Annotated in this window: 17 protein-coding genes; 8 read left to right on the top strand and 9 right to left on the bottom strand. The window is 66.9% G+C overall.

Annotated features, from left to right (window positions below):
- Positions 1–101 precede the first annotated feature (101 nt).
- The 3 genes from mnmC1 to ACZ9AQ_RS17210 are packed head-to-tail and all read right to left on the bottom strand — an operon-like array spanning position 102 to position 2,613.
- The gene (mnmC1, locus tag ACZ9AQ_RS17220; RefSeq protein ID WP_429205972.1) at positions 102–1,814 is read right to left on the bottom strand and encodes an FAD-dependent 5-carboxymethylaminomethyl-2-thiouridine(34) oxidoreductase MnmC1; all 1,713 of its coding nucleotides are present in this window, start codon (positions 1,812–1,814) and stop codon (positions 102–104) included.
- Positions 1,787–2,353, bottom strand: coding sequence for a DNA-3-methyladenine glycosylase I (locus tag ACZ9AQ_RS17215; protein ID WP_429205974.1), 567 nt, complete (start codon positions 2,351–2,353; stop codon positions 1,787–1,789). The genes mnmC1 and ACZ9AQ_RS17215 overlap by 28 nt, the downstream gene beginning before the upstream one ends.
- Complete coding sequence (locus ACZ9AQ_RS17210; RefSeq protein WP_429205975.1) at positions 2,350–2,613, bottom strand: antitoxin Xre/MbcA/ParS toxin-binding domain-containing protein; 264 nt, start codon at positions 2,611–2,613, stop codon at positions 2,350–2,352. The genes ACZ9AQ_RS17215 and ACZ9AQ_RS17210 overlap by 4 nt, the downstream gene beginning before the upstream one ends.
- 444 nt (positions 2,614–3,057) lie before the next feature.
- Between ACZ9AQ_RS17210 and ACZ9AQ_RS17205 the strand changes: the two genes are divergently transcribed.
- Positions 3,058–3,591, top strand: coding sequence for a DinB family protein (locus ACZ9AQ_RS17205; protein ID WP_429205977.1), 534 nt, complete (start codon positions 3,058–3,060; stop codon positions 3,589–3,591).
- A gap of 170 nt (positions 3,592–3,761) precedes the next feature.
- Positions 3,762–4,064, top strand: coding sequence for a putative quinol monooxygenase (locus ACZ9AQ_RS17200; protein ID WP_429205978.1), 303 nt, complete (start codon positions 3,762–3,764; stop codon positions 4,062–4,064).
- Positions 4,065–4,220: 156 nt separating this feature from the next.
- On the opposite strand, the gene pdxR is transcribed toward ACZ9AQ_RS17200, so the two are convergent.
- Positions 4,221–5,783: a MocR-like pyridoxine biosynthesis transcription factor PdxR gene (gene pdxR / locus ACZ9AQ_RS17195; RefSeq protein WP_429205979.1), complete on the bottom strand. Its 1,563-nt coding sequence runs from the start codon at positions 5,781–5,783 to the stop codon at positions 4,221–4,223.
- A 76-nt stretch (positions 5,784–5,859) separates the two neighbouring features.
- On the opposite strand from pdxR, the gene ACZ9AQ_RS17190 reads away from it, so the two are divergent.
- Positions 5,860–6,324, top strand: a complete 465-nt coding sequence (locus tag ACZ9AQ_RS17190) for an OsmC family protein (protein ID WP_429205980.1) — start codon at positions 5,860–5,862, stop codon at positions 6,322–6,324.
- Complete coding sequence (locus ACZ9AQ_RS17185; protein ID WP_429205981.1) at positions 6,325–6,870, top strand: FMN-binding negative transcriptional regulator; 546 nt, start codon at positions 6,325–6,327, stop codon at positions 6,868–6,870.
- A 55-nt stretch (positions 6,871–6,925) separates the two neighbouring features.
- Here ACZ9AQ_RS17185 and ACZ9AQ_RS17180 read toward each other — a convergent pair whose 3' ends face one another.
- The 3 genes from ACZ9AQ_RS17180 to ACZ9AQ_RS17170 form a co-directional block, all read right to left on the bottom strand.
- A complete protein-coding gene (locus ACZ9AQ_RS17180; RefSeq protein ID WP_429205983.1) occupies positions 6,926–7,570 on the bottom strand; it encodes a DUF4142 domain-containing protein in 645 nt (214 codons plus the stop codon).
- Between the two features lie 134 nt (positions 7,571–7,704).
- Positions 7,705–9,372 (bottom strand): acid phosphatase, encoded by a 1,668-nt coding sequence (locus ACZ9AQ_RS17175; protein ID WP_429205984.1) that lies wholly within the window; start codon positions 9,370–9,372, stop codon positions 7,705–7,707.
- Positions 9,373–9,635: 263 nt separating this feature from the next.
- The gene (locus tag ACZ9AQ_RS17170) at positions 9,636–10,106 is read right to left on the bottom strand and encodes a GyrI-like domain-containing protein (RefSeq protein ID WP_429205986.1); all 471 of its coding nucleotides are present in this window, start codon (positions 10,104–10,106) and stop codon (positions 9,636–9,638) included.
- Positions 10,107–10,213: 107 nt separating this feature from the next.
- Here ACZ9AQ_RS17170 and ACZ9AQ_RS17165 point away from each other — a divergent pair, with 107 nt between their 5' ends.
- Together ACZ9AQ_RS17165 and ACZ9AQ_RS17160 are read left to right on the top strand one after the other, a co-directional pair.
- Complete coding sequence (locus ACZ9AQ_RS17165) at positions 10,214–10,798, top strand: O-methyltransferase (RefSeq protein WP_429205988.1); 585 nt, start codon at positions 10,214–10,216, stop codon at positions 10,796–10,798.
- A 119-nt stretch (positions 10,799–10,917) separates the two neighbouring features.
- Entirely contained in the window at positions 10,918–11,547 is a 630-nt protein-coding gene (locus ACZ9AQ_RS17160) for a GIN domain-containing protein (protein ID WP_429205990.1), read from the top strand.
- A 132-nt stretch (positions 11,548–11,679) separates the two neighbouring features.
- Here the strand turns inward: ACZ9AQ_RS17160 and ACZ9AQ_RS17155 are convergent, their stop codons facing one another.
- Together ACZ9AQ_RS17155 and ACZ9AQ_RS17150 are read right to left on the bottom strand one after the other, a co-directional pair.
- On the bottom strand, positions 11,680–12,006 hold the full coding sequence (locus tag ACZ9AQ_RS17155) for a DUF4326 domain-containing protein (protein ID WP_429205991.1): 327 nt from the start codon (positions 12,004–12,006) through the stop codon (positions 11,680–11,682).
- A 29-nt stretch (positions 12,007–12,035) separates the two neighbouring features.
- The gene (locus tag ACZ9AQ_RS17150; RefSeq protein ID WP_429205993.1) at positions 12,036–12,182 is read right to left on the bottom strand and encodes a hypothetical protein; all 147 of its coding nucleotides are present in this window, start codon (positions 12,180–12,182) and stop codon (positions 12,036–12,038) included.
- A 101-nt stretch (positions 12,183–12,283) separates the two neighbouring features.
- On the opposite strand from ACZ9AQ_RS17150, the gene ACZ9AQ_RS17145 reads away from it, so the two are divergent.
- Positions 12,284–12,847, top strand: coding sequence for a GbsR/MarR family transcriptional regulator (locus ACZ9AQ_RS17145; RefSeq protein ID WP_429205995.1), 564 nt, complete (start codon positions 12,284–12,286; stop codon positions 12,845–12,847).
- A gap of 97 nt (positions 12,848–12,944) precedes the next feature.
- Positions 12,945–13,517, top strand: coding sequence for a hypothetical protein (locus tag ACZ9AQ_RS17140; RefSeq protein ID WP_429205997.1), 573 nt, complete (start codon positions 12,945–12,947; stop codon positions 13,515–13,517).
- Positions 13,518–13,728: the final 211 nt, after the last annotated feature.

Here is a 13,728-nt window from a genome sequence, read left to right as displayed (position 1 = left end):
TTCGGCCAAAAATTGCTACCGGCAAATTATACCCGCAGGGATCCAGCATTTCGGGCCGACATGCTGATTGCGCGCGTGCGTTTGCAGCGGCGCAACAACGGTTACGGCCCGAGATTCCCGACGTCTGGCGCCGCATCCGGAACAACACGGCTGTTGCGCCGGGCGCGCAGCACGAACCGGGCCGGATCGAGCGCATCGACCAGGGCCATCTCGAGCGGCAGCGGCTCGCCTTCGAGCTGGGCGGCCAGCAGCTCGGCCGCCAGCGGCGCCCAGATCAGGCCGCGCGAGGCATAGCCCAGCAAGCCGTACAGGCCCGGATGGCGCGGCACGTCGCGCAACCTTTCGGTGGTCCCCAGGGCGGCGAAGTCCGGCAGGCGGCCGACCAGGGGCAACCGGTCCGGCGCCACGCAGCGGAAACCCACCCTGCCCGCCAGCGGCGCGCCTTCGGCGGCGTGCGGATCGGACACCAGGCCGCGCAGGCGCGCCACGTTTTCCGCCTGGCTGGCGGCGCGCAGTTGCGGATCGGCGTCCAGGTCATAGGTGGCGCCGGCGCTGGTGACGCCGTGGGCGGACGGCGTCAGGTAGGCTTCGCGGCACAGCACCAGCGGCAGTTGCGGGGCGTGCTGCGGCGCCAGGTGCGTGACTTGCCCACGCAGCGCCTGCAGCGGCAGCTCACGGGTCTGCGCCATCTCGCGCGCGCCGGCGCCGCTGGCCAGCACCACGGTCGGCGCCTGGCCGATGACGCTGCCGTCGCCGCCGCGCGCCTGCCATTCGTCGCCCTCGCGCGCGAGGCTCACCTCGCCGGCGCCGAAGCGCCGCCTCAAGCGCTCGCCGCAGGACGCCAGCAGCGCCTCGCACACGCTGCCAGGGCGCGCCCAGCCGCCTTGCGGGAACAGCCAGCCGCCATCCGGCGCGGGCAGGCCGAGCAGCGCTTCGGCCTCCAACGGGTCGAGCCAGCGCGCGAACCCGGACGGCAGCTTGCCGTCGGCGGCGATCGCGCGCGACACGGCCGCATGGCCGGCATCGCGCGCCAGCTGCAGCACGCCGCACCCGTCGCCATCGAAGGCGCGACCGACGCCGCCCAGCTGCTCCCACAGGCGCAGCGCATACAGATAAGCGGCGCGCGTCAGGCGGGTCGGGACATTGTCGTCGCGCGAAAGCAGCGGCATGAAGATGCCGGCCAGGTTGCCCGACGCTTCCATCGCCACCTGCGGATGACGCTCGACCAGCGTGACCTGCCAGCCGCGCGCGCACAGGCGCGCCGCCGCGGCGCAGCCGGCCAGGCCGGCGCCCAGCACCAGCGCGCGCCGGTCCGGTTCGGGCGTCGCCGGCAGGCGCGGTTTGCGGGTCGAGAAGGTCGCCTCGTCGCCATCGAAGACGAATCCCTGGGCGCCCAGGGCCGCGCGCTGTTCGTCGTCCAGGCCAGGCGACGCCAGCCGCGCGCCGAGCGCCGTCAGGCGCGCCAGCGGACGCACGAAGGCCGTGCCCTGCGCGCCGCGCAGATGAATCCAATCGGGATGGGCGTTCAGTTCGGCCAGCGCCGTCTCGAGCGGCGCCGCCAGCAAGTCGAGCGTGACGTTCTTGTCGTCCTGGGGAATGCGGTGAAAGCCCGGCTGCAAGCCGTCGGTGAGCGCGACCACGTGCAGGCGCGCGGGCCGCCGTGGGTCGGCGCGCCAGGCCGCGACCAGTGCGGCGAAGCGGCTGCCGTCGCCGTGGTCGCTATCGAAAACGGTGTAGCGCTTGCGGTCGCGCCAGTGGTCGTGCACTTCCATGCGAACCTCGTCGTTCAGCGCCGCCTGCTGCGGCAAATGCACTCGCGGTCATGGTCGTCCACCAGGCCGACGCCCTGCATATAGGCGTAGACGATGGTCGAGCCGACGAACTTGAAGCCGCGCTTGGACAGATCCTTGGAGATGCGGTCGGACAGCTCGGTGCGCGCCGGGCGGGCGTGATCCGGCCAGTCGTTCACGATCGGCTTGCCGTCGACGAAGGCCCACAGGTAGTCGTCGAGCGTCAGTCCCTGCTCGCGCAGCGCGAGATAGGCCCTGGCGTTGGTGATCGCGGCGGCGACCTTCAGGCGGTTGCGCACGATGCCGGGGTTGGCAAGCAGCTCGGCCTTCTTGTCCTCGTCATAGGCGGCGACTTTTGTCGCATCCCAGCCGTCGAAGGCCGCGCGGTAGGTGTCGCGCTTGTTCAGGATCGTTTCCCACGACAGGCCGGCCTGCGCGCCTTCGAGGTTGAGCATTTCGAACAGCGTGTTCTCGTCGTGGCAGGGCACGCCCCACTCGTCGTCGTGGTAGGCGATGTAGCGCGGATTGGCCATATTCGCCCACGAGCAGCGCTTGACCGTCATCGCGCCGCCCCCGGCGTTGCGCCGCGCAGGCAGGCCAGGACCTCGTCGGTGCGATCAGACGCCACCAGCTCGGCCGGCGTGCGTCCACCAAGCGCCGGCTGGGGCGCCTTCATCCAGGCGTCGGCGGCGTCGTCATTGCCGAGCACCTTGCGCGCCTCGTGCATGACGGCGTAATAGGCCTGCGCCTTGCGCGAATGGCCGTCGAAGCGCGCCTGCAGCGCGGCGATGGAGTCGGGAGAGAGGCGTTCAGGATCGGTCATGGCGTCGCGGTCATGGCGTCGGTTTGCTGGTGGAGACCGCATCATACCGCGCCCGGGCCGGACGATCGAGGGTGGTTCTCGCTGACAGGCATCTATGATGCGTCTACGATGCGCCTCCGGCTCGCCCGGACGGGGCCGAGACCGGACAGGCCCGATCGATTCAGATGATTGTTATGTGGCTATTTTTTAAACGACAAGAAACGTCAAAATTGCCATTTCCAGCGGCACCGGGGATGATTGCTGAAGCGAAAAGGAATCCCAATGGATGGGTTGATCCCATGACGGGGACGTTCGGCCCCAAAGACCGGGTGCCCCCAGAGCACGTCGTCGGTGCGTGCAAGGCGGATGAAAAAGGATGCCTGACTGTCCGGCTTGGGCCGGATGCTGACGTCAGAGCGCAGAGATTGTTGAGTTTCGAGAAACCACTAATGGATGGAAGCAAGAATGCCCAGCCATGACGACATTGTTTTGTTAGCTTCGTATAACGCGACGATGAATGAAAGAATGTACGCCGCAGCGGCCACCTTGCCGAAGGAGGCGTTGATTGCCGACAGAGGTGCATTTTTCGGCTCGGTCCTTGGAACCCTCAATCATCTGGTTGCCGGCGACACGATCTGGCTACGTCGATTCATGGCGCATCCGTCGGGCCTGTCTTCGTTGCAGGTGATGGCCGACATAGCTGCGCCGGCCAGTCTTGCTCATATCTATAGCGATGACCTCCAAACACTCCTGGAGCACCGCAGGCGGCTCGATGGGACGATCGTCGCGCTCGCGGCGGAGGTCTCGGATAGGGATTTACAGGCGCCGCTTCTGTACAAGAACGCGCGTGGCGACTTCCAGAAGCGCTTCGGGAGCTTGTTGCTACACCTGTTCAACCATCAGACGCATCACCGCGGCCAGGCGAGCACGTTGCTGTCACAAGCGGGCGTTGACATCGGCGTCACGGATCTCCTTGCATGGATACCCGACTGCGATTAGCGCACGGGCGGAACTTCTGCCTTGGGTCGGTATCGATCCTTCGCCGGTAGACCGCTTTCGGCCACGTGAAGAAGGCGGCTTTACCGCAAGTGGTGCGGCCCGCTCGTCATTGCGTCGGGCACGCTGAACAGTGAGTGAAGCGAGGTCTGTTTAACGACAGGAGACATGTCATGGTCAAGTTCGCGTTGTTCGTTCGGCTGGAAGCCAAGCCGGGCAAGGAGAAAGACGTAGAAAGCTTTCTGTTGAGTGGTCTTCCCCTCGTTCAGGCAGAGCCAGCAACTACCGCCTGGTTCGGCATCCGCCTGGGGCCGTCAACCTTCGGCATCTTCGACGCATTTCCGGATGAGGCTGGGCGGCAGGCGCATCTTTCCGGCAAAGTCGCCGCCGCGCTCATGGAAAAAGCGGGGGAGTTATTCGCCAAGCCGCCGTCAATCGACAAGGTTGACGTTCTTGCGGCAAAGCTGCCGGGCTGAGCAAGCCCGGCAAGCCGCTCAGACCGACGGCACACTGGCGGCGCCAGCGTCGACGCCGACAGTGTGCCGGCGCCGGCTGGCTGCGCCAACGACAACGAGCTCGGAAGGTGGCTGGCGGCCTACCCCTGGCTTCGACAGGCGCTCATTTACAGGCGCTCACTTGCGCGGCCACTGGCCCTCGATCACGCGCGCCAGCGCCTCGACGCCATGCCGGATAGATGCCGGCTGCACCGCCGAAAAGCCGAGCAGCAGGCCGGGCGCCACCGCGCAGGCGGGCGTGGCGGCGGCGTTCGCGTAGTACGCCAGCGGGCGCAGCTCGATGCCGGCTGCCAGGGCCGCCTGCGCGACGCCCGCTTCAGCGGGGATGCGCCCCTTGCGGTCCGGCCTGAAATGCGTGCACAGGTCGAGTCCCACATCGGCCGGCCCGCATGCCAGGCGCTCGCCGAGCCGGTGTTCCAGCGCCGCCATCAGGACCGCGCGCCGTTCGGCATAGGCCTCGCGCGTGCGCCGGATATGGCGCATGAAGTGTCCTTCGGCGATGAAGTCGGCCAGCACCGCCTGCGGCAGCATGGCGTGGTGCATGTCGACCACCGCCTTGGCGCGCGCCAGCGGCTCGGCCAGCGCCGGCGGCGCCACCACGTAGCCCAGGCGCAGCGCCGGGAACAGCACCTTCGACAGGGTGCCGACGTAGACCACGCAGCCGGCGCGGTCCAGGCTCTGCATCGAGGCCAGCGGCGCGCCGGTATAGCGGTATTCGCTGTCGTAGTCGTCCTCGATCACCCAGGCGCGCCTGGCCGCGGCCCAGCGCAGCAGCTCGAGCCGGCGCGCCAGGCTCATGGTCGCGCCCAGCGGCAGCTGGTGCGAAGGCGTCGCGAACACCATGCGCGCATCGGGATAGTGGCGCGCGCCATAGGCCACGTCCATGCCCTCGCTCGTCACCGGCACCGTGCGAATGCGCGCGCCGGCCACCAGCATCGGCGCGCAGGCGCCCTGGTAGCCGGGCGACTCGACCCAGACTTCGTCGCCCGGCGCCAGCAAGAGCTGCGTCAGCAGGTACAGCGCCTGCTGCGAGCCCGAGGTGATGACGATCTGCTCAGGCGTGCAGACCACGCCGCGCGAGGCGCGCAGGTAGGCGCACAGCAGCTCACGCAGCGGGGCGTAGCCGTTGGCGGGACCGTAGCCCAGGTAGGGACCATTATTCGGGCTGCAACCCGGGCCGCGCTGCGCACGGCGCAAGTGCCGCGCCTCCAGCTTGCGCCACAGGTCGAAGGGAAACAGATCCAGGCCCGGCATGCTGGGGCGGAAGGCGCGCACCGGGCCGTCGTAGAGACGGCGCGTTCCCATGGCGTCCGCCAGTGCCTTGCCACGCTCCGGCAGCGCGCGCAGCAGTCCCGGCGCCGCCGGCGCCTGGCGCGCCAGCACCAGGGCTGCGTCGACGAAGGTGCCCTGCCCCACGCCGCCGCGCAGATAGCCTTCGCTGGTGAGCTGGTCGTAGGCCGCCAGCACGGTCTGGCGCGACACGCCCAGTTGCCGGCACAGGTCGCGCGTGGCCGGCAGGCGCGACCCCGGCGCCAGCGCGCTGTGCAGGATCGCTTGCTTCAGGCGGGCGTACAACTGGCGAAACAGCGGCACGTCGCTGCTGCGATCGAGCGACGCGCTGGCGATCAGGTCATGGACGTGCATGGCGGGCGGCGAAGAATTGGTATGCCCATCTTCCATGGAATTGGCTATTTCAGCAAGCCAAAGCACAGCCTACGATAAGGGCCTCGATCAACCAGACTCCGTGAGCCCCCGCATGAAACAGTTCGACGCCCGCGTCACCTGGCAGCGCGCCGACCAGGCCTTCCTCGACGGCCGCTACAGCCGCGCCCACGCCTGGCGGTTCGATGGCGGCTTGAGCGTCCCGGCGTCCTCGTCCCCGCTGTCGGTGCCGCTGCCCATGTCCGACCCGGCCGCCGTCGATCCCGAAGAAGCGCTGGTGGCGGCGGCGTCGAGCTGCCACATGCTGTTCTTCCTGGCGATCGCGGCGCAGCAGGGCTTCGTGGTCGAGCGCTACGACGATGCCGCACGCGGCCTGCTGGATACGAACGCGGCCGGTCGCATGGCCATGGTGCGCATCGAACTGAATCCCAGCATCGCGTTCGCCGGCGCGCGCCGGCCCGATGCGCAAGCACTCGCCGCCATCCACCACCTGGCGCACGAACGCTGCTACATCGCCAATTCGCTCACCACCGAGATCGTCATCCTGGAGACTGCCTAGATGTACTGCCCTGCCCGCTTCACGCAATCCGGGGCCGCCCCGATGCACGCCCTGATCGCCGACCATCCGCTCGGCATGCTGGTCACGCAGCGCGACGGCAGTCCGGACGCCGACCACCTGCCGTTCGAACTGCTGCCCGGGGAAGGCGTGCTGCGCGCCCACGTGGCGCGCGGCAATCCGGTGTGGCGCCGCGCCGGGCAGCAGGTGCTGGTGGTGTTTCGCGGGCCGTCCGGCTACGCGACGCCGGACCGGATCGAGAAAGCCGAAAACGGCGGCCGCGTGGTGCCGACCTGGACCTACAACGTGGTGCACGTGCACGGCACACTGCGCGCGATCGACGATCGGGACTGGCTGCGCGCGCTGGTCGAGCGCCAGACCGGGCGCCACGAAGCGTCGCAGCCCGATCCATGGTCGGTCGACGACGCGCCGCCCGACTACATCAGCAAACTGCTGGCCGCCATCGTCGGCATCGAGATCGCGATCGACCGCATCGAGGGAAAGTGGAAGAGCGAGCCGCCGCCGGTGGCTACGGCCCAGCTCGCTTAAGAAAGCGAGCACGCCCCCGCAAGCGCTGCCGGGGGGGGGGGGCGGATAGAACGGCTTAGTCGCCCGACCCGGTATGGCCCGCGGACCCCGAACTGCCGGTGCTGCGCGACTTGCCCTGCGCCAGTTGCTCAGCATGCTTCAGGTGTTCCTGGACGGCCGGGATCATCTTGTCGACCTGGCCCTTGACGTCCGGATCCTTGGCGCCCTTCGACGCCGCCCGCAGCTTGGTCAGGGTGTCCTTGTGTGCGCCCACGCCGCCCTGCTTGACATAGGCCCGGTCGAAGGCGTCGCCGCTCATTTTCTCGAGGCCTGCCGACATGGCCTTGTGCTTGGCGTCGAGCTCGGTCGGCAAGGTCACGCCCTTCGACTGGGCCAGGGTCTGGACCTCGGTCAGCGCCTTGCCGTGGTCGTCGACCATTTTCTGCGCGAAGGCCTTCACCTCGGCGTTCTGGCTCTTGCTTTGCGCCAGCTTGCCCATCTCGACTTCGGCCATGTTCGACATGCCCATGTCCATGATCGCCTTGCGGTCGGCGCTGGTCAGCTTGGCGTTGCCGCTGGCGGTGGCCGAAGTCGCGCTGCTGCCCGACTGCTGGCCGGCCTGGCTGGATTCGCCGCTTTGCGCCTGCGCGGCGCCCGCACCGAACATGGCGGCGGTAACCGATACCGCCAGCAGGCGCTTGATCATGAGATATTTTTGCATTTCGCTCTCCGTTCAATAGTGGGATGGGCCGAGTCTAGTCCCGCCTGTTCAAGACCAGCGCGCGTTAGCCGACAAGCAATTTCAAGAAAAAAAAGCCAGCCCGGCAGGCTGGCCCGTGAGCAAAAATCTGCCGATCAGCGAAAGCTCAGCGCCGCCGTCAGGTCGCCCGGCGGCCGCGCGCCGCGCGCCCTGAACGCGGCGTTGCGGGTGGCCAGGCCCTCGAGCAGCGGCAGGCCATGCAGGCGCGTGATGAAACGCAGGATCGAGGTCGTGTCATAGAAATTGTGGTCGACCGCGCCGCGCTTGGCGTGCGGCGATACCACGATCGCCGGGACGCGCGAGCCCGGGCCCCAGCGGTCGCCCGGCGGCGGCGCCACGTGGTCCCACCAGCCGCCGTTCTCGTCGAAGGTGATCACCACCACCATGTCCTTCCACTGCGGCGACTTCTTCAGGTGTTCGATGATGTTGGCCACGTGGGCGTCGCCCGACTCGATGTCCGAGTAACCGGCGTGCAGGTTCAGGTTGCCCTGCGGCTTGTAGAAGGCCACCGCCGGGAGCTTGCCCGCCACCACGTCGGCGATGAACTTGTTGGAAATCGGGCTGTCGCCCAGGCCGCCGTCGCGCAGGTGCGCCGCACGCGCTTTTGTGCCAGGAGCGAATTGCTTGAAGTAATTAAACGGCTGGTGGTGGTACTGGAAGTTCGGTCGCTCGCCGGCGCCGCGGCCGTCCAGCGCCGCCTGCATGCCGCCCCCATACCAGGCCCAGCTCACGCCCTGCTTCGACAGCAGGTCGCCGATCGTGTCGTAGGTCTGCGGCGGGAGGGTCGAGGCGTCCAGCGGGTCGGCATGCAGCGGGTCGCCGCCGACGGCTGGACGCACCCAGCTCGGCTGGTACGGCGGCGCCATCGTGTTGACGGCGTAGCCGTCGGGCGTCACCGCGCCGTTGCGCACGAACTTCGGCTTGCCTTCCAATGCCGATGTCGGCGAATCGGGAGCCAGCGCCAGGCGCACGCCCTTCGGACCGTCCGCCAGCACCGCGATCTTGTTCTTCGCCGCCGTCTGACGCGCATTGAAATATTCCGGCACGCGGCCGCTGATCAGGAACTGGTGGTTCAGGTAGGATCCGCCAAACGCCGCCATGAAGAAGTTGTCGCACAGGGTGAATTCGCGCGCGATCTGGTACAGGCCCAGGTTCTTCGCGGTCTCGCCGTAATAAGCCATCACCATGCCGCCGGCGTCGGACCAGGCGGCAAAGCCGTCGTTACGCCCGCCATTGATCTGCATCTGGTTTTGGTAGAACTGGTGCACCAGGTCGCGCGTGACGACGCCTTCCGGCAGCGGCTTGCCCTGTGCATCCGTCAATTTGTATGGCGCGTTCGGCAGGTTGGCCGACTGGGCTTCGGTGGTGAGGTAGTCCTTGCCGCCGAGGTTCTGGCGGCCCGGCACCACGCCGCCCCAGGTCTTGGGCAAGGTCGGCAGGATCGAACCATCGCGGTCGCGCTGCCGGACGCTGGCCGCCGGCACGCTCGCCAGCGGCACGGCCAGGCCGGGGAAGTCGGCGAACAGGTTGTTGAAGCTGCGGTTTTCCAGGTAGATCACGACCACGTTCTTGACGTGGACACGCAGCTTGGCGTCGAGCGAGCCCTTGGCGGCAGGCTTGGCCGCGGCCGCATGCGTCACACCGGGCAGGGTGGCGCCGACGCCGACCGCGGCGGCGGCCTGAAAGATGCGCCTGCGCGCGGGATTGTCTGGCGGGATGGACGCGGCGGGCTCGCGATCTTGCTCTCGCTCTGGATCTTGCACGTAGTGCTCCTCTTGCTGTCGGCCTTGTAGCCGCAAAGGAAGTATTATCCGCGCAATTTACAGGTGGAAACAATCAGAAACAAATGACATGGGGTGTGTCAAAGAGGCGTCACATTCTTTGGGCACAATGCAAGTGCTCTTAGGGAAGGGCACTCGGCGGTGCAAACCGCCCTACCGGCGCCGGCGGTCGGGAAATATACCGGCACCAGCTTTGTTGACTGCAGGCCCACGTGCGTGGGCCTGCATTTTTTCTTGTCCTCGCTTCAGCTGTATAGCGGAATCAGGATGTCATAGGCATTGTCTGGCCGCGCATCGTCGTCGACCGTCGGCGTGTAACGGCGGTCGTAGCGCTCCAGGCGGATGCCGTCTTCGTCTTCTTCCATGCCCAGCTGTTCCATGGTCGCGATGCCGGTCACGGTGCTGGCCTGGGCGTGCACCATGGGCCCGCGATGGGTCATGAGGGCGTAGCGGCGTTCCGGGATCCGCATGCCGATCATGCCGGGAGGGAGGTTGTTCAGGTCTGCGACTTCGACGGCGATGCATTCGAGCTTCACGCCGCCATATTGCGGCATGCGAACGCCATAGTGCAGACCATTGGTTTCGCCCAGCTCCGCCTCGCGCGCGAGGAAGGATTTCCAGATTTCCGGCAATTCCGTTTCCAGAACCGAGGCGGGCCCTGCGACAGGCAGCCCGGCGAGCTTCATTTCAGGTAGTGTAACGGTTGAGATGTGCATGATAGTGGCTTGCTGATGGACGAAAAGATTATAGCCTTATCTCTTCGGCAAGATTAGCATCTACGCAATCGTGTGGATCGATTTCTCGTGTCAAAAGGAGAACAACGTTGCCTACCCCACTTAAAGCGCTGTTGAAAGAGCTGGAAACCTTCGGCGTCAGCCATGACGCGGCGCCCGCCAACCGCACGCGCCGCCTGCTCAACATCACCCACGACACCGGCGAATTCCTGGCGGTGCTGGTGCGCGCCATGGGCGCGCGCCGCGTCCTCGAAATCGGCACCTCGAACGGCTATTCCACCTTGTGGCTGGCCGATGCCGTTCAAGGCATCAACGGCAGCGTCACGACGGTCGAGCTGTCGGCCGAAAAAGTCGCGATGGCGCGCGAGAATTTTACGCGCGCGGGTTTACAGGATCGGATCGTGCAGGTCGAAGGCCAGGCGGCCGATTTTTTGGCGAGCAGCGCGGACGAGTCGTTCGACTTGATGTTCCTGGACTCCGAACGCGGCGCCTACCTTGGCTGGCTGCCGCAGATCGAACGCATCCTGCGTCCGGGCGGGCTGGTGGTGGTCGACAACGCCACCTCGCACGCCCAGGAACTGGCGCCCTTCATGCAGGCGCTGCGCTGCGCATCCGGCTGGAGCACCAGCCTGGTCCCGGTCGGCAAGGGCGAGTTCCTGGCGACGAAACATTGATCCCACCTGGTTCCGGCGCCCGTGCAGTTCAGGCACGGTTTTGTGCAGTCCATCGCACGGGGCGCGCAGGGAAAGGACGCGCTCCCTAGAATGGCCTCATCAACTTACCGGAGACCGCCATGCAACGCGCAACCATCGCCGCCCTTCTCGCCCTTGCCTGCCTGTCGGCCCAGGCCGCCGAACAGGTGCGCAACGTCACGCCGTTCAAGACCATCGATGCGCGCGGCCCGGTCAGCCTGGTGGTCGAGGTGGGCAAGGCCCATGCGGTACGGGTCGAAGGCAACCAGAAATTCATCGACCGCGTGACGACCGAGGTCGTCAACGGCGAGCTGCGCCTGGGCTTTGCCGACAAGAACAAGAGCCGTGTCAATATCAAGGATGGTGAGCGGGTCGTCATCACCATGCCCGAACTCGCGAGCTTCCGCGGCGAAGGCGCCGGCCTGATGATCCTGAATAACGTTCACGGCGAACACTTCGACGTCAACTACCGCGGCGCCGGCAGCCTGCAGATGAACGGTCGCGTGGGCCACCTGCGCCTGAACGCCGAGGGCGTGGGCGAAGTGGTGGCCAAGGACCTGGTGGCCCAGGATGCCGACGTGACCTTCCGCGGCATCGGCGAAGTGTCGGTGCATGCCAGGAACCGGCTCAACGCCAGCGTACAGGGCCTGGGCAACCTCACGTATTACGGCAAGCCGCAGTCGGTCAACCGTTCGGTCTCGGGCATCGGCAACGTCACCGCCGCAAAATAAGGCGGCCAGCTAGTAGCGTCGGCATTCGCCGCCGACGCGGCGCTGGTGTTCGGCGTCGTTCTCGCGCCGGATAATCTTGCTGCCGACGATCCCCGCGTCGGCGGACCAGCCGGCTGCGCGCCCCGGCCAACCCTACCCGTTGACCAGCTCGAGCAGCACCTGCGCATGGCAAGGCCCATCGAGCCGGCACCAGCAAGCCAGGTTGTGCCCGCGCAGCATGCTCTGCGCCTCGTGCGCCAGCTGGCGGCCTTCGGGATCGTCGCTCAGCCAGCGGCGATAGGCGGCCACCGCCTGTTCCACCGTGGGCATCGCCACATAGCGCCCCACCGGCGTGCCCGGCGCCACGTCGGGCAACACCGAGAATGGATTGCCCCAGCGGCCGGGACGCGCCACCGAGATCGTATTCGGCGGCATGCGCCAGCCCTTCCTGCGACTGAGTTGCACACGGTGTGGCGTCATCGGCTTTCCTCATGATTGGCTCTCAGCCATCATACCGGGGCCAGGCGCTCCTGCATCGACTGCGCGCCAGCGCTGCCGCAACTGGACGCGAGGAACTCCATCAAGCGCTGCAGGGTCTCCCGGCGCGCCGCATGGATGATGTTGTGGCCCCTGAATGACTCATCTGAACTGCTCATCCATTGACAGCTTGCTGCCGCGCCATGGTCATGCAGTCCGTGTGCGTGGCGTGGGTCCGTGGGATAATCCACCTTTCAAAAGCATCGAAAAGTTCTCAACCATGACGCCACTCGTCCATACATTCGTCAGTCACTTCGGTGAGATGGGCAGCCGCTGGGGCATCAACCGCACCGTGGGGCAGATCTATGCCCTGCTCTTCGTCACCCAGGAACAGTTGCACGCCGACGACATCGGCGAGAAGCTCGGCATCTCGCGCTCCAACGTCAGCATCGGACTGAAGGAATTGCAGTCCTGGGGGCTGGTGCGCCTGTCGCGCATTCCCGGCGACCGGCGCGAGTATTTCACCTCGCTCGGCGACGTCTGGGAAATCTTCCGCGTGGTCGCGGCCGAACGGCGCCGGCGCGAAGTGGCCCCGACCCTGTCGGTGCTGCGCGAATCGCTGCTGGCCCACGCCAATACGCCCGAAGACCAGTTCGCGCAAGAGCGCATGCGCGAGATGCACGAGCTGGTCGACCTGGCCAACAACTGGTTCGACGACCTGCAGCGCCTGTCGCCCGAGTCGATGTCGCAGCTCATGAAGATGGGGTCGAAGGTGCAGAAGCTGCTGTCGGCCAAGGACCGCCTGTTCGGCGCGGCGGCGGCCAAGGAAGCCCGGGAAGAGTAGGCGCGTCCCGACGGCGTTCCTGATCTCCTGGATAGCCGTGCTCGCCACTTTCGCATGAGGGGCTAGACTGGTGTTTTGATTGCCAGGCCATCCCGTCATGAACATCGTCTGTATCGCCTGGGGCTCGCTGCTGTGGAAGCCTCAGGGTCTCAAGCTGGCATCAAGCTGGCATCCCGGCGGCCCGCCGCTTCCCCTCGAATTCGTGCGCCAGAGCGACGACAGCCCCGAGCTCGCGCTGGTGCTGTGCGAGCGCGCGCGCCTGGCGCCGACCTACTGGGCTTATCTCGCCACCCAAGACCTGGTTGAAGCGCGCGCCATGGTGCGCGAGCGCGAGAAGATCACGCCGGAGCGGCCTGAATGGATCGGCAGCATTCCTGCCGTCGACGGCGCGCAGGCAGACCCGCGCGTCAATGCCTGGCTGCGTGACAGGCGCATCGACGCGGCGGTGTGGACCGCCGTGCCGCCGAAATTCGACGGCCAGAACGGCCGCGTGCCGACGGCAGACGAAGTGGTGGCGTGGCTCGATGGCTGCACCGGCGCGCAACGCGAGGCGGCCGAGGACTACATCCGCCGCACGCCGGCCCACATCGACACCCGCTACCGGCGCGCCATCGAGACGCGGCTGGGGTGGCGGCCGCTGCGCGAAGCGCACGTCACCCAGACGCGCTGACCGGTTTCGACAGCAGGAAACACAGCGCGACGCCGCTCGATGGCGAGCAGCCCTATCCGGGCGCCAGCTTCGTGCTGCGGGCATATTCGACGGATAAGCGGATCGTGGACGCGAAGTTAAGGCCACCTCGAATAACCCGCTCTCGGCGTGAGCAGAGCCAGGCGAAACGTGAGTCCGCGCTCCAGCATCGCTCAGTAGCGTGATTTTCAAA

The sequence above is a fragment of the Massilia sp. UYP34 genome (genome assembly GCF_056279385.1).
The sequence above is the reverse complement of the archived record's forward strand: the minus strand, read 5'-3'. Positions and strand labels throughout refer to the sequence as shown.